This is a genomic window from Iodobacter sp. CM08 (assembly GCF_033446605.1).
In the GTDB taxonomy this organism is placed as follows: Bacteria; Pseudomonadota; Gammaproteobacteria; order Burkholderiales; family Chitinibacteraceae; genus Iodobacter.
The window spans coordinates 84591-104036 of the sequence record NZ_JAWQUO010000005.1 but is presented as its reverse complement, the minus strand read 5'-3'; the positions used below and the strand labels follow the sequence as shown (position 1 = coordinate 104036).

Below are 19446 nucleotides of genomic sequence, written 5' to 3'. Positions count from 1 at the left end.
AGCAGCATGAATCGAGTTCTTTCTACTTTAGCCTTGGTGTTATTGGCTTTGTTTGTATTCTCATTGTCATTCTTTACTGTTGATCAGCGCCAATATGCGGTGGTATTCCAGTTTTCTGAAGCGGTTCGGGTTATTAAAAACCCAGGGATTAACTTTAAAATCCCTTTATTGCAAGATGTTCGCTACTTTGATAAGCGCATTTTAACGATTGATGAAGAAACGCCTGCGCGTATCCAAACAATTGAAAAAATGAACGTTAAAGTGGATAGCTTTATTAAGTGGAAAATCGTCGATGTAGAGAAATACTACAAGGCAGTCGGTGTTGATCAACGTAAGGCAGTAGAGCGTTTACGTAATACAGTAAACAATATGCTGCGCGATGAGTTTGGTAAACGCACGGTGCAAGACGTGATTTCAGGTAAGCGTGATGAAGTTATGGATACAGTCCGCAAAGTGGCTGATTCTGATGCGGCCCGTATTGGCGTGCAAGTGATTGACGTGCGCATCAAGCGCGTTGAGCTAGAAGATGCCACGCTCAATTCTGTTTATGAGCGTATGCAGTCCGAGCGTAAAGCGGTTGCAAATCAAATGCGTGCTGAAGGCTCGGCTGAAGCTGAAAAAATCAAAGCCGATGCGGATCGTCAGCGCGAAGTCACACTGGCGAATGCTTATAACAAAGCCCAGCAAATCAAGGGTGAGGGCGATGCCAAAGCCGCTGCTATATATGGTGAGGCTTACGGGCGTAATCCAGAATTCTATGCTTTCTATAAGAGCATGGATGCTTATAAGCAAAGCTTTGCCAAGAAGAGCGATGTGATGGTGGTTGATCCTAGCTCAGAATTCTTTAAATATATGAAGAATCCTAAGGCGAAGTAAGTGGCTGCTGTTTGGTTTTTTGTGCTGAATTTGTAGTTTGCTCGCTCAGTGCAAAAACCACAGGCCTTAATGGTGGTAAAATAACTTTATGATTGCTCTTAGGTTTGGCCTTGTTGTTTGGCTAGACCTCTTTTAATAGATTGTTTGAATTGCTTCATGGGGCTCGAGTCATTAATCTAAAATGGCTTAGAGTAACTTTCAAATAGTCGATGCTTGTGCCCGCACCGTACACCAAGTACGGGCGGGCCTTTGTTTGAAGAAAACTAAATGCGTAATTGGATACTACCCGAGTATATTTCCGACGTTTTGCCTTCAGAAGCTCGGCAGATTGAGGCGTTGCGGCGCAAGGTGCTTGATCTATTTGCCTGCTATGGTTACGAGCAAGTTGCCCCGCCACTGATTGAGTATGTGGAGTCTTTGTTTACACAAGATGACAGTGCGCTTGATTTGAAAACATTTAAATTGGTTGATGAGTTAACTGGCCGGCAAATGGGTTTGCGCGCGGATATCACCCCGCAAGTGGCTAGAATTGATGCACATATTTTGAATCGCCAAGGCGTCGCTCGGCTTTGCTACGCAGGATCAGTGGTGAATACTCGGCCTGATGGCGTGTTGTCGACTCGTGAGCCTCGGCAGATCGGGGCGGAAATATATGGCTGTGTGGGTGTGGCTGCCGATGTAGAAGCGGTGGAGCTGATGTTTGCAAGTTTGGCTTTGGCTGGCTTAAGTGCACCACGTTTGGATATTGGCCATCTTGGTTTGTTTGATGCTTTAGCTGATGCTGCGGGTTTGCAGGGTAACCAGCGCGCGGAAGTGTTTGCTGCTCTGCAGCAAAAAGATGTCGCCACTATTCGTGAAACAACGGCAGGCATCCCCGCAGATTTACAGGCAGGCTTATTACTGCTTCCTTCTTTTTATGGCAGTAGCGAAGTGCTGGCTGCTGCACGGGCAAAGCTACCCCAGTTGCCAAAAATATTGGCGGCACTTGATAGCTTGGAGCAACTCACCGCCGCCTTGCAGTTGCGTGGCATTGCCGCGCACTTTGATTTGTCTGAATTACGCAGCAGTTATTACCATACCGGTTTAGTTTTTGCCGCGTATGCAAAAGGATTCACCAACGCGGTTGCCCGTGGTGGCCGCTATGATAGTGTGGGCGAAAAATTTGGTCGTTCACGGCCGGCAACCGGCTTTAGTATGGATTTGCGTGAGTTTTCTGCGCTGCCGTTTCCTTGTTTGCGCGCAGGAATATTGGCTCCGAGTGGGGATGATGCAGCTTTGCTGCTTGCGATTCGTGAATTGCGCAGCGCTGGCGAAATCGTCATGGTTGATTTGGGTGTGGTTTTATCTGAAGTGAGTGTTGATCGCGAGCTTAAATTGCTGGATGGGCAATGGCAGCTGGCTCCGCTTGCAAAAGCATAGGTCTATTTTAGTTTCTTGAGTGTGTTTGCCCCAGAAGTGGGGCGCGCCAGTTAGTGCATTGCGCGTTAATTATATAAGCGTGTTTTGCTTACTTTGGTTTTAATAGTGAGGTTTGGCATGAGCAGAAATGTGGTCGTGATTGGTACCCAGTGGGGTGACGAAGGTAAAGGCAAGATCGTTGACTGGTTGACTGATCATGCACAAGGCGTGGTTCGTTTTCAGGGCGGTCACAATGCCGGTCATACACTGTGGGTGGGCGGCAAGAAAACCGTCTTACGTCTAATTCCGTCTGGTATTTTACATGCGGGCAAAGCATGTTTTATTGGTAATGGCGTAGTTATTTCGCCAGAAGCATTACTGAAAGAAATTGATGAGCTAGAAGCTGCTGGCGTGGATGTTGCTAGCCGTTTGCGTATTTCAGAGGCTTGTCCTTTGATTTTACCGTATCACATTGCCATTGATCAGGCGCGTGAAGCAGCAAAAGGCGAGATGAAAATTGGTACAACAGGCCGTGGTATTGGCCCTGCGTACGAAGACAAAATTGCCCGTCGTTCTATCCGTTTGCAAGATTTGTATCATCCAGAGCGCTTTGCCGCCAAGTTGAAAGAAAACCTCGACTGGTACAACTTTGCGCTGAAAAATTATTTCAAAGCTGCAGAGATCGATTTTCAAACGGTTTATGACGAAGCCCTGGCCTATGCAGAACGCATCAAGCCGATGTTGGCTGATGTTTCACGCACGCTTTACGACATGAATAAAGCTGGCCAGCCACTGCTGTTTGAGGGTGCGCAGGGTACTTTGTTGGATATCGATCACGGTACCTATCCTTACGTAACATCGAGCAATTGCGTAGCGGGCGCAGCTTCGGCAGGGGCTGGTGTTGCCCCACAAATGCTGCAATATGTATTGGGTATTGTTAAGGCTTACACAACGCGCGTGGGCTCTGGCCCTTTCCCTACTGAATTGTTTGATGAAGTAGGTGCAGGCCTTGCTTCGCGCGGGCATGAGTTTGGTTCGGTAACCGGCCGCGCTCGTCGTTGTGGTTGGTTTGATGCGGCTGCGCTGAAACGCTCCATCCAAATTAATGGTGTGTCTGGCCTATGCGTTACAAAGTTAGATGTGATGGATAGCATCGAAACCATCAGTATTTGTACGGGTTATATGCTGGATGGCCAGCTGATCGATATCTTGCCAATTGGTGCAGAGCAAATTGCACGTTGCGAGCCAGTTTATGAGCAAATGCCCGGTTGGTCAGAATCAACAGTTGGCGTAACAACGTTAGAAGGTCTGCCGGCCAATGCGCGCGCTTATCTGAAGCGTATTGAAGAAATCTGCGAAGCGCCGGTGGATATCATTTCTACTGGCCCTGATCGCGATGAAACTATCGTATTGCGTCACCCATATAACGGATAAATACAATGTTTTAGCTTAAATAAAGGTTTGAGTTGATAGTTAAATAGTTTGGTTGTTTGACTTGATTGCTGCCTATAAAGGGCTGATTTCTGTGCTGCACAGAAATCAGCCCTTTTTTTGTTCTGAATTTATACTCATTCTTGTATCGGTGGCGCTGGGTTTAGTTGGGTGTAATGGGGGGGGCTTGCTCTGAGTTAAAAGGAGCGATTAAGTTCGTGTGGCCAAGATTTTTGGGTCTACTCTTTGGCTTTTTTGTTTTTATCGTGGGAGGAGTGCTTGCTTTGTACAAGCCATTTAGTTCAATTTATGGCCTCTTTTTGTCGTAATCCATAGTGAATATCTGGCTTTATTGTTGAGAATGAATATTTGTTACTTGAGATTGCGGTGGTTTCATGCTTTTTTTATTAATATTTGTGGCGTTATACGGTGATTACCTAGCTGTTTTGTGGTATTTTGTGTCTTGATTTTATTTTGTATTAGTGGTTATTTTTTTTTGTTGTAAAAAAGACTCACTGACTTGCTAGGGGTTTTTTGGTATTTTTTGTATGTTTTTTTGTGCAGTATGCTCGGGTAAATCTGATTGACGGCGGCTAAATAGCGCTTTTAAGTGTTGGATTTAAGTTTTACGGTAAAAGTTACTGGTTTGTTGGTGTGTTGTATATTTCTAGTTAAAGCATGTTTTCTTTTTTTGCGCACTCAAATGGTGCGTTATTGGGCGGTACATATTTCCGGTGCTTTTTTTGCCGGATATAGCTCTGCGTGAATATTTCCTTGCTGCTTTCGCTGGTTTGAGAGCAGTGGAAGGAGGCTGTCTTGTCAATCTAGATTTAATTTGCACCAAAATGGGGCGGTTTTTTGGTGTTGTATTTTAATGAGCTGAAAAGATACTTGATTGCAATAAGTGTTTTCATTTCAAATTTTATGAAAGCTATTGTGTAAGAAATGGGTGTCATGACCATGCTAGGCAGCCTATGGGAAAAAAGCATATCTTCTTAAGCACACAAGGCAGGTCTTGTTGACCTTTAGGAGAATTGAAAATGACTGTTAAGAAAATTTTGGCAATGGCCGTAGCTAGTTTATGCGTTGTTTCATATGCCCAAGCAGATGTAACACTTTACGGTATTGCGCAAAAATCACTTGATTACGGTAATGCTGTAAGTGGCACAGGTGAGGCAAATAAATTTTCCCTGCAAGATATTGGTAGCCGTGTTGGTTTTAAAGGTACTGATAAGCTGGATAACGGCTCTAACCTACTGTGGAAAATTGAATCTGGTTTAAGCACTTTCGGTAGCCGTGAAGCTTGGATCGGTATCGAAACGAAAGACTTAGGTACTGTTCGATTTGGTAAAAGCAAAGGTGCTTATGATTTACTGGTAGAAACTTTTGACTTGTTTGAAAGCAATACCACTCTGGCAAACACCTTTAACGACAACACTTACAATACTCGCCATGAAAACGCTGTGCATTACACAACGCCAACATGGGGTGGCTTTTCAGCAAGTGTGAATGCAGTTATTGATAGCACTTCAAAATTAGATAGCAGCCAGAAAGGCTATGATGCAACCGCTAGCTATACACATCCTAAATTTGCAATTTATGGTGGCACTAATAGTTTGAAAAACGTTGCACGTGAAGGTGTAACGGGTGGTGCGGTGGTTAAATCTGACTCTAAAATAACTTCGTACCTATTGGGCGCTAAAGTATTCCCAGTTGAAGGCCTGCAAATTGGTGCTCTGTACCAAAACACAAAGCAAGATGCTGCATTTGCTGGTGGCGAGTTCAAGCGTGACAGCGCTATCGTAATGGCTCAGTACGAAATCGGTAAATGGGTTCCACGTGTAGGTTATGTATACCAAGGCGAAGGTAAACAAGGTGGGAATAAAGTTGTAGCTAAGGCCAATCATTTTGAAATTGGTACTGATTACAACTTAACTAAATCTTCATTGTTATATGTTGAAGGTGCTGTCATTCAGAACAAAGATCAAAATGCGTTTGAAACTAGTGTCAGCGGTAAGCTAACAAAAACACCAAAAGTAATCAGTGCAGGTATGATTATTTTATTCTAAGTAGTCGTTTTATCTGATGTAACACGGGTTTAAGCCGTGTATCTTCATCTAAGCCACTTCTTTTAACCGAGGAAGTGGCTTATTTTAACCGCCACAAACGGGTATCGCCCTTTTAGGAGACACAATGAACTGGACCATGAAATCAGTCACATTCGCGCTTTCACTCGCATTAGGTGGCGCGGCATTCGCGGCTACTGTGCCTGCTGGCGTTAAGCTTAGCGATAAGCAAGAAATGATTCGTAATAATGGATCGGAAGTGGAAACACTTGATCCTCATTTGGCTGAGTCCGTTGGTGCAAATAATATTACCCGTGATTTGTTTGAAGGTTTAACCACTAGCGACAACGAAGGCCGTTTACAGCCTGGTGTGGCAACAAGTTGGAAGCAGACTGACCCAACCACTTGGGTATTCAATTTGCGTAAAGACGCAAAATTCTCTAATGGTGATCCTATAACTGCAGCTGATTTTGTTTACGGCTGGCAGCGTTTTCTTGACCCAAAAATTGCCTCAACCTATGGCACTGTATATGGCATCTTTGTTTTAAATGGCCTTGAAGTGGCTGAAGGTAAAAAAGCACCTTCAACCCTCGGCATTAAAGCAATTGATAAATATACCCTAGAAGTAAAAACCCCGAATCCCATTGCTTATTTGCCAAGCGTATTGGCTAATTCGCAATTTGCCCCTATTCATAAAGCAACGGTTGATAAGTTCGGTAAAGACTGGACTAAGCCCGGCAATATGGTAGGCAATGGCGCTTATTTATTAAAAGACTGGAAAGTAAACAGCAAGATTGTGGTTGAAAAAAATACCCAGTATTGGGATGCAAAAAATGCACAACTGACTCGCGTGACTTACTTGCCCGTTGAAGCGGGCAATGCGGAGCTGAAGCTTTATCAATCTGGCGATAATGACTTCGTTTATCAGCTGCCTGCTGGTCAGTACGAAAAATTGAAAAAAGATTTCCCGAAAGAAATCCAGAATGGCCCGATTCTTGGTCTGCGTTATTATTCATTAAATAACAAAGATCCAATGATGAAAGACATCCGCGTACGTAAAGCGCTGTCTATGGTATTAGATCGCGATATTCTGGCGCAAAAAGTAACCGTTGATGGCCAGATTCCAGCCTACGGCGTAACGATCAAGGGCCTTGAAGGTGCTGATGTAACGACTTATGACTGGGTTAAATGGCCTATGGCTAAGCGTGTGGAAGAAGCAAAAAAGTTACTTGCTGAAGCCGGTGTAAAGCCAGGATCAAAAATTAAATTTACCTACAATACCGATGATTACCATAAGAAAATGGCATTGTTTGCTTCTTCTGAATGGAAAACAAAACTAGGTCTGGACACAGAATTAGACAGCCTTGAATTTAAAGTGCTGCTAAAAAAACGCCACGATGGTGATTTCCAAATTGCACGTAATGGTTGGCTGGCGGATTACAATGATGCCACTACATTCCTGACTTTGGTTCAATGTGGCTCATCGCAAAATGACAATGCAAACTGCAATAAAAAAGCGGAAGAGTTAATTAAGCAGGGTAATGATCAGCAGGATGTGGCTAAACGTAAAGCGCTGCTGACCCAAGCTGCTAAATTGATTATGGATGATTACCCAATGATTCCATTGCTGCAATATACATTGCCGCGTTTGGTTAAATCTTATGTAGGTGGTTATTCAACTAAGAACCCAGTTGATCGCTATTTGTCTAAAGAGTTCTACATTATTAAGCATTAATCTCCTAAAGATTAAACTAAAGAGTGGCCGCTTTGGGTTTTTCACCCAAAGCGGCGTTGTTTTGTATAAGCAGGGCTGCCATAGAGTGGCCCGCCTATACGATGTTTGTTGCCTACGTAACAAACGAGAGGGGATGCATCATGTGGTCTTATACATTTCGCCGGATTCTGGCGACGATTCCTACTATGCTGGCGGTTATTACCGTTTGCTATTTACTACTCCATTTAACACCCGGTGGCCCATTTGATACAGAGCGTAAAGTATCAGAGGCGGTGCTCGCTAATCTGCAGGCCAAATATCATTTAGATTTACCGCTCTGGCAGCAGTATCTCTATTATTTAAAAGGTTTATTGCATGGTGATCTAGGTGCTTCTTTTCGCTATGCCGATTGGAGTGTCAATGACCTTGTTGCTGCTGCGCTGCCTGTTTCATTGACTATTGGTGGTGGAGCTATCTTGCTCTCCATTATTATTGGTGTCGGTTTAGGTATTACTGCGGCACTAAAGCAAAATAGTTTTGTTGATTATTTTGTGATGTTAATTGGCAATATTGGTAGCACTATTCCATCTTTTGTTTTAGGGCCGGTATTGATTCTGGTATTTGCTATTTGGATTCCCATTCTGCCAGCTGGTGGCTGGAATGAATTTAATTTACGCTTTATTATTTTGCCGCTTTCCTTGCTGACTTTTATTAATGTATCGACCATTGCGCGTGTGATGCGGGGTAGCTTGATTGAAGTAATGAGTAGCAATTTTATTCGTACCGCCCGTGCTAAAGGTTTGCCTTTAAAAACCATCGTATTTCGTCATGCCTTAAAGCCTGCGTTACTGCCTGTGGTTTCTGTTTTAGGCCCTTTGGCGATTTCATCGATTACCGCTGCGGTTGTGACTGAATCGGTATTCTCTTTGCCTGGAATTGGTAAATTGATTGTGAATGGCGCAAGTAATCGAGATTACACCTTGGTATTGGGTTTGGTTGTTTTGGTTACCGTGGTTGCGGTATTGCTTAATTTGTTGGTTGATTTAGCCTACGCGCTACTTGATCCAAAAATTCGTTATTAATAGGCGAGGTTGTCATGTTGTTTCGAAATAAAAAACTCGCCGCAGCTTTAGAAAGTCTGCCGGTGGAAGGGCGTAGCCCGTGGGCGGATGCGCGTCGTCGCTTCTTTAAGAATAAAGCCGCAGTAATCAGCGCGATTATCTTACTGATTATCACGGCAGCCTGTATTTTGGGGCCATTTGTATTGCCTAACTCTTATGAAGATACGGATTTTGGTGCCATGGGTTTGGCCCCAACACTTCAAAATTGGCATTTATTCGGTACCGATGAATTAGGGCGTGATTTATTGGTGCGCAGTTTAATTGGCGGGCGTATTTCGCTGATGATTGGCGTGCTGGCCACATTAACCTCCGTAGCTATTGGCGTAATATGGGGTGCTACGGCTGGCTTTTTGGGGGGTAAGGTTGATTCGGTGATGATGCGTATTGTCGATATGATGTACGCCATTCCTTATTTATTGATCGCTATTTTAATGGTGACATTATTAGGGCGTGAATTCTATTTGGTGGTTTTAACCATTACCGTATTTGGCTGGATGGATATGGCACGTGTGGTACGTGGCCAAACATTGGCGATTAAGTCCAAAGAATATATTGAAGCTGCGCATGCGATTGGCGTACCAACATGGAAAATTATTTTTCGTCATGTGGTGCCAAATTTGCTGGGTATTGTGGTGATTTACACTACGGTAACGGTGCCTGGCGTTATTCTTACTGAGTCTGTATTGTCATTCCTGGGTTTAGGTATTCAAGAGCCTATGACCAGCTGGGGCGTATTGATTCATGATGGTGCAAGTGTGATGGAAACCACCTCGTGGTTGCTGCTGTTCCCTGCGGCTTTGTTATCTACCACTTTGTATTGTGCCAATTATATCGGTGACGGCATGCGTGATGCGCTTGACCCGAAAGACCGCTAAGGAAGCCTCATCATGAGTTTGTTATCAGTATTAGTTGTGGCGAGGGGCGAGTCATGAGTTTGTTATCCGTAAAAGATTTAGGTGTGCAGTTTGCTACCAATGATGGTTCGGTAAGCGCAGTGAACGGCGTGTCGTTTGAGTTAAATCGTGGTGAAACGCTAGGTATTGTGGGCGAATCTGGCTCGGGTAAAAGCCAGACCGTTTTGGCCTTAATGGGTTTATTAGCCAAAAATGGTAAAACCCAAGGCAGCGCGGTGTTTGATGGGCAAGATTTGCTTAAGTTGCCAGCGCAGCAGCTTAATAAAATTCGTGGTAATCGGGTAGCGATGATTTTTCAAGACCCAATGACGTCTTTGAACCCTTACCTTACCGTTGAGCGTCAAATGACCGAAGTGCTGGAATTGCACAAGGGCATGAGCCGCCGTGATGCCAAAAAACGCTCGATTGAGTTGCTTGATGCAGTAAAAATCCCTGAAGCGGCTCGGCGCGTGATGATGTATCCACACGAGTTTTCGGGCGGGATGCGCCAGCGGGTGATGATTGCAATGGCACTATTGTGCGAGCCAGAGCTATTGATCGCGGACGAACCAACCACCGCCTTAGATGTAACCGTGCAAGCACAAATTATTGCACTATTAAAAGACCTGCAGCGTGATTTTGGCACCGGTATCGTGATGATTACCCATGATCTAGGCGTGGTTGCTGGCCTTTGCGAAAAAGTGCTGGTGATGTACGGTGGCCGAGTGATGGAGCAGGGCAATGCTAGCGATATTTTCTACCATGCTACGCACCCGTACACGATTGGTTTGCTGGGGGCATTGCCGCGCCTAGATCATGACGATAATGAAAGCTTGATCTCCATTCCGGGTAATCCACCGAATATGGCACATATGCCGCCGGGCTGTCCGTTTAGCGAGCGCTGCGTACATGCTTTTGCTCGTTGCCATACAGAATTGCCTTTGCTGCTGCCCGTTACTGCGGGGGGTGTATTGCGTGCTTGCCATAAGCCGGTGGCTGAAACAACGTTGGAGGCGGCTCATGTCTGAAACACGTCAACCTATCCTATCTATTCGTGATTTGAAAGTGCATTTCTCGGTGCGTCAGGGCGTGAAATGGCCTTGGCAAGCCAGCAAGCAGCTCAAGGCTGTGGATGGTGTATCGCTGGATTTATACGCAGGTGAAACCCTTGGTGTGGTGGGTGAGTCAGGCTGTGGTAAGTCAACCTTGGCCCGCGCAGTGCTTAACTTAATCCCTGCCACCAGCGGTAGTATTGTCTGGATGGGTAAGGAAATGAGTGGTGCCAGTAGTAGCGAGTGGTTAGAGGCGCGTAAAGATATCCAAATGATCTTTCAGGATCCGCTGGCGTCTTTAAACCCACGTATGACGGTAGCGCAAATTATTGCTGAGCCGCTAAAAACGCATTACCCAGATATCGCTGAAGCTGAAGTAATGGCCCAAGTAAAAGCGATTATGGTGCGTGTGGGTTTGCGTGAGCAGCAAATTAACCGCTATCCGCATGAGTTTTCAGGTGGGCAGTGCCAGCGTATCGGCATCGCCCGTGCGCTAATTATGAAGCCTAAGTTGATTGTGTGTGATGAGCCGGTTTCTGCGCTGGATGTATCGATTCAAGCGCAAATTGTAAATTTGCTTAAAGAATTGCAGCGTGAAATGGGCATGGCGCTGATCTTTATCGCTCACGATTTAGCCGTGGTGAAGCATATTAGCGATCGTATTTTGGTGATGTATTTGGGCCACGAAATGGAGCTGGCTAAAAAAGCCGCGCTGTACGCAAACCCTAGTCATCCTTACACCCAAGCGCTGCTATCAGCGATCCCTATTCCAGACCCTGAGCGCGAAAAAACCAAGGTGATTCAAATCTTGCAAGGTGATTTGCCTAGCCCGATTAATCCGCCATCAGGCTGCGTGTTTAGAACCCGCTGCCCCAAGGCTGAATCGCAGTGTGCGGATAAAGTACCAAAATTGCGTGAATTAAGCCCAGTCACACAGGCTGCATGCTTGTTGGCGTAGGTTTAAAAACGGCAACGTAGGGGCACGGCATGCCGTGCCCTTCTATTTTGTACCCCTAAGTTTATAAAGCCCCAGCAAAATCCATTTGTCGCCAAGCTTCAAACACGGTAATAGCCACCGCATTGGATAGGTTTAAGCTGCGGTTATCCGGCATCATCGGTAGGCGGATGCGGCGATCGGCGGCAAATTCTGCACGGATTTCTTCTGGTAGGCCGCGGGTTTCTGGGCCAAACACAAAAACGTCATCTTTTTCATACACAATGTGGTCGTGCCGTGTTGAGCCTTTGGTGGTCATGGCAAACAAGCGATGGCCCTCTAAGGCTTGCTTGCATTCTGCCCATGATTCATGAATCTTCATGGTAGAAAACTCGTGGTAATCCAAGCCTGCACGGCGCATGCGCTTATCTTCAAGCTCAAAGCCAAGGGGTTTAACTAAATGTAAGCAGCAGCCTGCATTTGCGGCAAGGCGGATTACATTGCCGGTATTAGGCGGGATTTCTGGCTGAAATAGTACGATATGGAACATAGAGTAAGCTGATCGGTGGCAGGCGAAACGCCTTGTATTAAACAAATAGAAACCCAGAATATAAGCACATGTTTTTTTTCTGGGGGAGCGATGGACTTGATTCACGAAGAGATTTTACTTGCTGCGGCGCGTATGGCTATTTTAGATGAGATGACCGCAGAAGAAACCATTGCCATTATCTTTAGGGCAATCGATCACGAGATGATGGGGCCAGATGGTCAATCTTTCAACCCCGCTCGTATTGCCGGCGTGGGTACGGCGATTTATGCCGCAATGTTTGACTATCCATTTTCACTGATAGAAGTCCCGAATGATGGTTTGTTTTGGCGGGCAAAAATACCTAAACATGGCTTTAGTGCCCCATTTGAGCAACTGCTAAATGCAGGAAAATCAAGAGCTGCGCTTTGCCGAGAAGAGCAAAAAAAGCGTTTAGCTATGTTTTAATTGATTTACATCGCCTCGCAATGGAACGGGGTGATGTTTTAAGGCGAGGGTTGCTGTTAGAATTAGTAATAGATTTTACTTGAGTCACTGAATGAATACCGCAACACTACTGATTAGTTGTCCAGATAGAAAAGGTTTATCCGCAGCAATCGCCAATTTTTTGTATACCTATAACGCCAATATTGTTCACGCTGATCAGCATCAAGATGAAACAGAAAGCCTGTTTCTGATGCGTGTAGAGTGGGATGTTACTGACTTTACTTTAGATATGAGCGCGTTTGAACCCGCATTTCAGCCTATTGCAGATCGCTTTCAAATGACCTGGTCGGTGGCTCTATCGGCTTGCCGCCCCAAAGTCGCCATTTTTGTGTCTAAATATGATCACTGCTTGGTTGATTTATTGCATAGGCATAAAGGCGGTGAGTTACGCTGTGATATTCCTTTGATTATTTCTAATCATGAAGATTGCCGAGGTTTGGCAGATTACTACGGCATTCCTTTTCATGTGATTAGTGTGAATAAAGATAATAAAGTTGAATCTGAACAAGCTCAGCGTGCCTTGCTGGAAGCCAATCAAATTGATTTAATTGTGCTTGCTCGCTATATGCAGGTATTAAGCCATGAATTTACTGCAGCATATCCGCAGCGGGTGATTAATATTCATCATTCATTCTTACCTGCATTTGAAGGTGCAAAGCCTTATCATCGTGCATTTGCTCGTGGGGTGAAGTTAATTGGGGCAACCAGTCATTATGTAACTGAAGTATTGGATGATGGGCCAATTATCGAGCAAGATGTGATGCGTATTTCGCATCGCGATGACGTTGATATGTTGATACGCAAAGGGCGTGATTTAGAAAGAATGGTGCTTTCCCGCGCGGTACGCGCTCATTTGGAAAATCGCATTCTGGTTTATTCTAAGAAAACAGTGATTTTTTCTTGATTAGACGGCGTTAAAGAAGGGCAGAATTAATGTGCTGGAAATAAGTTTAGTGCTTTGTTTCAATACATAAATTCTGCTTTTATCTATATGGTTTAATTTTCTATTTAGTGCCTTTCAAAATAACAATAAATGCTCACTCCAGTTCACTCAATTAGGTTTATAGGATTTTTGCTATGACGGCTTTTCGCTACCGTGCAGTGAACGAGAGCGGCAAGGCTGCGCGCGGTGTGGTTGAAGCTGAAACCTCCCGTTTGGCTAAGGGTATGCTGCGCCAACAGGGCTTGTGGGTTTCTGATCTAGAAGAGATTGCCTCTAATGGGGCAAAAGGCGAGCGTGGGCTGGGTACAGCTAAGCTCTCTTTGCTGACTCGCCAGCTAGCTACTTTGCTGGATGCGGGCTTGCCGATTGAGCAGGCGCTATCTGTGCTGATAGAGCAAAGCGAAGTCGAGCGCGAAAAGCAGCTAGTCGCCGCGCTGCGTAGCGAAATTTTAGCGGGCTCATCGCTATCGCAAGCTTTATCGCGCCACCCAAGAGTGTTTCCAGAACTGTATCGCACCATTGTGAGTGCAGGGGAGGAGTCCGGTAAGGCGGCTGCGGTGATGCAGCGTTTGGCCGATTATTTGGAATCGCGTGCGTCTTTGGCTTCCAAAGTAGGCTTGGCGTTTATTTACCCCGCCGTGGTGATGTTTGTTTCGGCACTGGTTATTGTGGGGCTGCTGACTTGGGTGGTGCCGCAGATGGTGACGGTATTTCAAAGCGCCAAGCAAACGCTGCCGTTGCTCACGCGCTTACTGCTGTGGGCTAGCTCCTTTGTGCGGGATTGGGGGCTGATATTCTTTACGCTTTTGGGTATAGCCAGTGCTGCTGGCTGGCACGCTTTAAAAAAACCAGCAGTGCGTCGGCAGTTTGATGCTTGGCGTTTAAAGCTACCGCTAATTGGGCGCTTTGAGCGCACCGCCAATACCGCACAATTGGCATCCACCTTAGCCATCTTGGTTGGCAGCGGCGTACCCCTATTGAACGCCATGCAGGCCGTAAGCGGTGTATTGGGCAGCTTGCCGCTGAGGGATGCCGTGGCTGAAGCGGCAAAGCAAGTGCGCGAAGGGATGACCTTATCTAGAGCACTAGCCGTCAGCAAAATGTTTCCGCCCGTGCTGATTCATTTGATTGGCAGTGGTGAGGCCACAGGGCGGCTAGAGCATATGCTAGAAAAAGCCGCCGCGCAGCAAACGCAAGAATTAGAAAACCGTGTTTCAACCTTTACCGGCTTGCTTGGCCCCTTAATGGTTTTATTAATGGGTGGCGTGGTCTTAGTGATTGTATTGGCGATTTTATTACCAGTATTTGAAATGAATCAATTGGTTAAATAATTTCTTTATCCACGGAAAACACGAACAAATTTGGTTGAAATGATGGGGTTTTTTGTTCGTGTACGTGGTGTTTTTCGTGGACAATCTGTTTTTTTAAAGGGGTGCATTTAAAAATGAAAAAAATACAAAGTGGTTTTACCTTAATTGAAATCTTAGTGGTGATTACTATTTTGGCTATTTTGGGGGCCTTGGTGGTGCCTAAGATTATGAATCGGCCCAATGAAGCACGAGTGGTGGCGGCTAAGCAAGATATTCGCTCGATTGTGCAGGCTTTAAAATTATATAAGCTGGATAACGGCCGTTATCCAAGCACCGAGCAGGGTTTAAAAGCTTTGGTAGAAAAACCAAGCGCAGCGCCTTTGCCTAATAATTGGAAAACCGGCGGTTATTTAGAAAAGCTGCCTAAAGACCCTTGGGGTGGGGATTATCTGTTCTTAAGCCCTGGCATTAAAGGCGAAATCGACGTGATGAGCTACGGTGCCGATGGCCAGCAAGGCGGCGAAGGCACGGATGCGGATATTGGCTCTTGGGACAACTAATGCGCCACCAAGGCTTTACCTTGATTGAAATCCTCGTGGTGCTCGCTATTATTGGCATCATCATGGGCTTGGCCGTGGTGCGTTTGGATTTATCCGATGGGCAAAGAGTGGAGCGTGAAGCCAGCCGCCTTGCTGCATTGTTTGAATCGGCACGGGATGAGGCGATTACGAGTGGGCAGGCCATTGCCTGGTCATCCGATGGCCAAGGCTATCAATTTTGGCTGCAAGATGCGCAAAACAATTGGCAATCCATTGCGGCACACGATTTGCTTAATCCTCGAGTGTTAGAAGAGGTCAGGGTGGATGGGTTTTCTGTTAACTTGCGCGAGCGGCGCTTAGGTGAGCGTTTAGTGTTTGAGCCTTCTGGTGTGAATGCGCCATTTACTTTGCAGCTGCGTTTAAATAATAGCCGCTTAGATTTAATTGGCGATGTAATGGGGCGGGTTGAAGTGCATCAAGCCGATGCTTCTGCGCCCGCTGCCGTGATGCCGCATGCGTAAGCGCCTAGGTTTTACTTTGATTGAAGTGCTGGTGGCGCTGGCCGTGATTGCCATTGCCATGGGCGCGGCGATGAAAGCCACTTTATCTAGCACCAATAACGCCATCGAGTTAAAAAGCCGCACCGCCGCGGGCTGGGTGGCACAAAACCGCTTAAACGAGCTGGCGGCACTGGGTGCATGGCCTGATATTGGCTCTACCGAGGGCAAAGAGTCGCAAGCGGGGATGGATTTTGTCTGGCGAGTAGAAACGGGCGGCTCGCCCAACCGCAGCTTTCGCCGTGTCGAAATAAAAGTATTTAGTAGCGATGATAATCAACACGCAGTAGCCACGCTGGTGAGCTATCTGGCCCATGTGCCGCATTGATAGCGTAGCTTGTAGGGGCCCGCTTGCTGCGTCCATGATGAATAGGACATGGCAAGCAGCACTCCTGCGGTATAGGCATTGCTTTCCTTCGTGAAACTGCCCGCTGCGTTCTCTGTGGTTCAAGATTCGGCTTGTGTAATACCTATGGATAAATGGTTTTTTCTTCTCGTATTTAAAGTGAGTGGTTAGTGTCAAACCCTAAGCAGCATGGCTTTACCCTGCTGGAAATCTTGATCGCTTTGGCGGTATTCAGTGTGGTGACGTTGATTTCCTATAAAGGGCTAGAGTCTGTGGCGCAAACACGTACTGCGCTGGACGCCGAGGCCAAACGCTGGCGGGATTTATCCCTCGTGTTTGATCGCATGGAAGAAGACATCAGCCAAGCGGTGGATAGACCGTGGCGAGATCAGGGCGGGGTAGAGCAGCCTGCTCTGCGTGGCACCAATAAGCCGGAGCGTAAGAGCGATCTACCTTTAGAGCTGATCCGCTTAGATCGTAATCGCGATGCGTTTCATGTGGCTTATCGTTTGCAAGATAGCCGCCTAGAGCTGCTGCTGTGGGATGCACTGGATTTAGGCCCAAGGACGGAGCCACAGGTGCATAGTTTGCTGGAAAATATTCGTGGCTTTGAGGTGTTTTTTTTAGACACCGCCAGCCAGTGGCAAGCCAGCTGGCCCCCCGCAGGCAATAATAAAACGCCACCACGCGGGGTAAAAATCAAGCTCATCCTCAGTGACAACAGCAGCGTTGAAAGGATTTATACCCTGCCATGATGCATAAACAACGTGGCGTTGCCATTATCACTGCGGTGCTCACCGCTGCACTTGTGACTACATTGGCGGTTGCTATTGCTTGGAGGCAGCAGCTTTGGTTTCGGCAATTAGAAAATCAATTTGATTTGGCCGAGGCACGTGGCATTGCCCGCGCCTCGATTAATCTTGCACGGCTTACTTTAAGAGATGACGCACGCAATAATCAAATTGATCATCAGCTAGAGCCTTGGAATATTCCTATTCCTGCGATTCCGGTTGAGGCAGGTAAGGTAGGTGGGCGCTTATTAGAGCAGCAAGGACGTTTTAATATCAATAATGTGGTGCAAAACGGCGTTATTAACGAGGTGGGTTTTGCCGCGTTTCAGCGCCTCTTGCAAAATCTAGGTTTACCGCTGGATGTGGCTAATGCCTTGGTGGATTGGCAAGACACAGATAGCCTAACGCGCTATCCCGGTGGGGCCGAAGATGTGGAATATCTGGCGATGCCAGAGGCGTATCGGGCTGCAAATCGCAGCTTGTTAGATATCCAAAGCCTATCGCGCATTCGTGGCTTTACCCCAGAGCTGATCGCTAAGTTAGAGCCAGTGATTAGCGTTTTACCGCAGGCAACGCCTATCAATGTTAACTTTGCGGGTGCTGAAGTGCTTTCAGCGATTATTCCAGGGCTGAGTGTTTCTGCTGCAGGTGGCGTGGTGGCACAGCGCTCGGGCAAGTATTTTAAAAGCATCGAAGAATTCAAGCTTGCCCTGCCGCAGCCCTTACAAGCCGGCATGTCCGCTGATGCAGTATCGGTGCAAAGCCGCTATTTTATCAGCGAAGTCGATGCCCACTTTGGGCGGGTCAATATGAGCTTTCAAGCGCTACTGGAGCGTAAGGCCGATCAAATCCCACGGATAGTATGGCTGAGAAGAAAGTGAACTTTTGATGCATCGCCTAGCCTAGGCCTTGTGTGTTTTGAATAAATGGCTAAACATTATAATTGCATTTTCTTGCGGCTCTGCTTGATATCCCTCGCTACAATCGGCATGAATATATCCGCCATATTGCATGCCAAGATAGGCAAAGGTTTCTTTAAATGCATTAAGGTAGGTTTCTGAAGCCTGCTTTTGGATTGAAGTACACGCGATATAGGCGGTTTTACCTTTTAGTTGGCGACCTTTGTCTAATAATTGCGGAAAACTGAGATAGTCTGAAATACGATCTAAAAAGCGTTTCATTTGAGGTGGCACGGCGTACCAATAAACCGGTGTAGCAAAAATTATAATTGGGTAGGCTAATATTTTTTCAAATAAAGGCGAAAAATCATCGTTTTTATTTTTATGCTCATAATCAAAGTCAGAGAAATGGTATTGCTCCAAATCGATGATATCTAGGGAAACATCTATCGTTTTTAGTTGTACGGCTATTTGGTTAATAAAATTGCGCGTATTGCCGTTTGGCCGTGAGCTAGAAAAAAGCACAATGATATTTGCCATGAAATGCTCTGCTTGAATGAAGTTTAGGTTTGAATTGGAAATATGGCGCAAGGTGGCTTAGGCTAGGTAACTTTTTTACTCATGAGCATGGATGCTCCGCGTGGGCAAAAAAGCTTGCCCATCCTACAGAAAAATTTAATTCACGGCCAGTGCTTCTGCAGAAGAATCAAGGCTATTTAGCCCTGCTTTAGCTAGCAAGCGCCATTTTTATTTTCTTATAGATCATTTCAGAAATAACTTTAAATCCTTCTGGCGTGGGGTGTATTTCATTGCGCCATTGGTTTTCTTTGAGTGTTCCCTGTGTTTGAACTACATAAAAATTCTGAGGGTATTTGGCCTCTAAAGCTAAGAGCATTTCTTGGAATTTAACCAGCATATATTTAGCAATGCTTTTTTGATCTTCATGCTGATTGATATCAAGTTGGCTTAGGTAGGGGAACATCCATGATTCAGACATGGGGAAGATATCAAATAGCTCAAAGCCTGTTTTGGATGGAATTGCATAATCGTAGCTGTGGCTAATAATTTTAATTTTTTTATTGCTAGAGAACTCTAATGCCCGCTCGATTAATTCTTCATAGCTTAAGCTGATTTGGTTGAGCTTTTTATTAAGCCGCTCATGGCGAATACAGCTTTGCCAATCATTGCCGGTCATTTTTTGCAGGAAAAAGCCAAAATCATAGCGGCCCACTAAATCATTTCCTCCGCCAGAGAAAAGAATAACATCAAAATCTGTATGTTTTATTCTTTTCATTAAGGCGAGTTTTTGCTCCCCGCATAGCATGGCCACCGCCTCGTCGCCATTCTCTGAGCTGCTATAAGCCACAATATCTGGCTTATCTCCTAGGCAATCAACAATATTAGAATTTTTGCCAAATAAGAAAAACTGCCGTGGATAAGCCAGCCAAGAATCACCCTCGGCTAAGATTTTAATGGCCTTGGGGTTGGCTTGAACCAAGGCGTCAAATTCACGGGAGTCTTTGGTAAAGGGCATTTTTTCTCT

At 45.8% G+C, this 19446-nt stretch carries 20 protein-coding genes; 17 read left to right on the top strand and 3 right to left on the bottom strand.

Annotated elements, in window-relative coordinates; genetic code table 11:
• The first annotated feature begins 6 nt into the window (after positions 1 to 6).
• The 9 genes from hflC to oppF all read left to right on the top strand — a co-directional run bounded on the left by hflC (position 7) and on the right by oppF (position 11509).
• On the top strand, positions 7 to 876 hold the full coding sequence (gene hflC, locus R6242_RS04050) for a protease modulator HflC (protein ID WP_293937052.1): 870 nt from the start codon (positions 7 to 9) through the stop codon (positions 874 to 876).
• A 267-nt stretch (positions 877 to 1143) separates the two neighbouring features.
• Positions 1144 to 2295: an ATP phosphoribosyltransferase regulatory subunit gene (locus tag R6242_RS04045; RefSeq protein WP_318424058.1), complete on the top strand. Its 1152-nt coding sequence runs from the start codon at positions 1144 to 1146 to the stop codon at positions 2293 to 2295.
• Between the two features lie 117 nt (positions 2296 to 2412).
• Positions 2413 to 3708: an adenylosuccinate synthase gene (locus R6242_RS04040; RefSeq protein ID WP_293937050.1), complete on the top strand. Its 1296-nt coding sequence runs from the start codon at positions 2413 to 2415 to the stop codon at positions 3706 to 3708.
• 1037 nt (positions 3709 to 4745) lie between these two features.
• Positions 4746 to 5774, top strand: a complete 1029-nt coding sequence (locus R6242_RS04035) for a porin (protein ID WP_293937048.1) — start codon at positions 4746 to 4748, stop codon at positions 5772 to 5774.
• A 124-nt stretch (positions 5775 to 5898) separates the two neighbouring features.
• Entirely contained in the window at positions 5899 to 7506 is a 1608-nt protein-coding gene (locus R6242_RS04030) for a peptide ABC transporter substrate-binding protein (RefSeq protein WP_318424053.1), read from the top strand.
• A 140-nt stretch (positions 7507 to 7646) separates the two neighbouring features.
• The gene (gene oppB / locus R6242_RS04025; protein WP_293937043.1) at positions 7647 to 8567 is read left to right on the top strand and encodes an oligopeptide ABC transporter permease OppB; all 921 of its coding nucleotides are present in this window, start codon (positions 7647 to 7649) and stop codon (positions 8565 to 8567) included.
• Positions 8568 to 8581: 14 nt separating this feature from the next.
• Positions 8582 to 9481 (top strand): ABC transporter permease subunit, encoded by a 900-nt coding sequence (locus R6242_RS04020; protein ID WP_293937041.1) that lies wholly within the window; start codon positions 8582 to 8584, stop codon positions 9479 to 9481.
• A gap of 53 nt (positions 9482 to 9534) precedes the next feature.
• On the top strand, positions 9535 to 10527 hold the full coding sequence (locus R6242_RS04015; protein WP_293937038.1) for an oligopeptide/dipeptide ABC transporter ATP-binding protein: 993 nt from the start codon (positions 9535 to 9537) through the stop codon (positions 10525 to 10527).
• Positions 10520 to 11509, top strand: coding sequence for a murein tripeptide/oligopeptide ABC transporter ATP binding protein OppF (gene oppF, locus R6242_RS04010; RefSeq protein ID WP_318424045.1), 990 nt, complete (start codon positions 10520 to 10522; stop codon positions 11507 to 11509). The genes R6242_RS04015 and oppF overlap by 8 nt, the downstream gene beginning before the upstream one ends.
• Before the next feature lie 61 nt (positions 11510 to 11570).
• On the opposite strand, the gene trmL is transcribed toward oppF, so the two are convergent.
• Positions 11571 to 12035, bottom strand: coding sequence for a tRNA (uridine(34)/cytosine(34)/5-carboxymethylaminomethyluridine(34)-2'-O)-methyltransferase TrmL (gene trmL / locus R6242_RS04005; RefSeq protein WP_318424042.1), 465 nt, complete (start codon positions 12033 to 12035; stop codon positions 11571 to 11573).
• Between the two features lie 90 nt (positions 12036 to 12125).
• Here trmL and R6242_RS04000 point away from each other — a divergent pair, with 90 nt between their 5' ends.
• From R6242_RS04000 to gspK, 8 genes are all read left to right on the top strand, one after another.
• Positions 12126 to 12479: a hypothetical protein gene (locus R6242_RS04000; RefSeq protein ID WP_318424039.1), complete on the top strand. Its 354-nt coding sequence runs from the start codon at positions 12126 to 12128 to the stop codon at positions 12477 to 12479.
• Positions 12480 to 12570: 91 nt separating this feature from the next.
• Positions 12571 to 13422 carry a formyltetrahydrofolate deformylase gene (gene purU, locus R6242_RS03995; RefSeq protein WP_293937026.1) on the top strand — a complete coding sequence of 284 codons (852 nt, stop codon included), beginning with the start codon at positions 12571 to 12573 and terminating at the stop codon, positions 13420 to 13422.
• 173 nt (positions 13423 to 13595) lie between these two features.
• Complete coding sequence (gene gspF, locus R6242_RS03990) at positions 13596 to 14792, top strand: type II secretion system inner membrane protein GspF (protein WP_318424036.1); 1197 nt, start codon at positions 13596 to 13598, stop codon at positions 14790 to 14792.
• 113 nt (positions 14793 to 14905) lie between these two features.
• Entirely contained in the window at positions 14906 to 15331 is a 426-nt protein-coding gene (gene gspG / locus R6242_RS03985) for a type II secretion system major pseudopilin GspG (protein ID WP_293937022.1), read from the top strand.
• Positions 15331 to 15831, top strand: a complete 501-nt coding sequence (gene gspH / locus R6242_RS03980; protein ID WP_318424030.1) for a type II secretion system minor pseudopilin GspH — start codon at positions 15331 to 15333, stop codon at positions 15829 to 15831. The genes gspG and gspH overlap by 1 nt, the downstream gene beginning before the upstream one ends.
• Positions 15824 to 16195 (top strand): type II secretion system minor pseudopilin GspI, encoded by a 372-nt coding sequence (gspI, locus tag R6242_RS03975; protein ID WP_318424027.1) that lies wholly within the window; start codon positions 15824 to 15826, stop codon positions 16193 to 16195. Before gspH ends, gspI begins: the two co-directional genes overlap by 8 nt.
• A gap of 188 nt (positions 16196 to 16383) precedes the next feature.
• Positions 16384 to 16968 (top strand): type II secretion system minor pseudopilin GspJ, encoded by a 585-nt coding sequence (gene gspJ / locus R6242_RS03970; RefSeq protein WP_318424023.1) that lies wholly within the window; start codon positions 16384 to 16386, stop codon positions 16966 to 16968.
• A complete protein-coding gene (gspK, locus tag R6242_RS03965) occupies positions 16965 to 17885 on the top strand; it encodes a type II secretion system minor pseudopilin GspK (protein WP_318424020.1) in 921 nt (306 codons plus the stop codon). The genes gspJ and gspK overlap by 4 nt, the downstream gene beginning before the upstream one ends.
• 21 nt (positions 17886 to 17906) lie before the next feature.
• On the opposite strand, the gene R6242_RS03960 is transcribed toward gspK, so the two are convergent.
• Positions 17907 to 18443, bottom strand: coding sequence for an NAD(P)H-dependent oxidoreductase (locus tag R6242_RS03960; protein ID WP_318424018.1), 537 nt, complete (start codon positions 18441 to 18443; stop codon positions 17907 to 17909).
• A gap of 187 nt (positions 18444 to 18630) precedes the next feature.
• Entirely contained in the window at positions 18631 to 19437 is an 807-nt protein-coding gene (locus R6242_RS03955; protein ID WP_318424016.1) for an SGNH/GDSL hydrolase family protein, read from the bottom strand.
• Positions 19438 to 19446 lie beyond the last annotated feature (9 nt).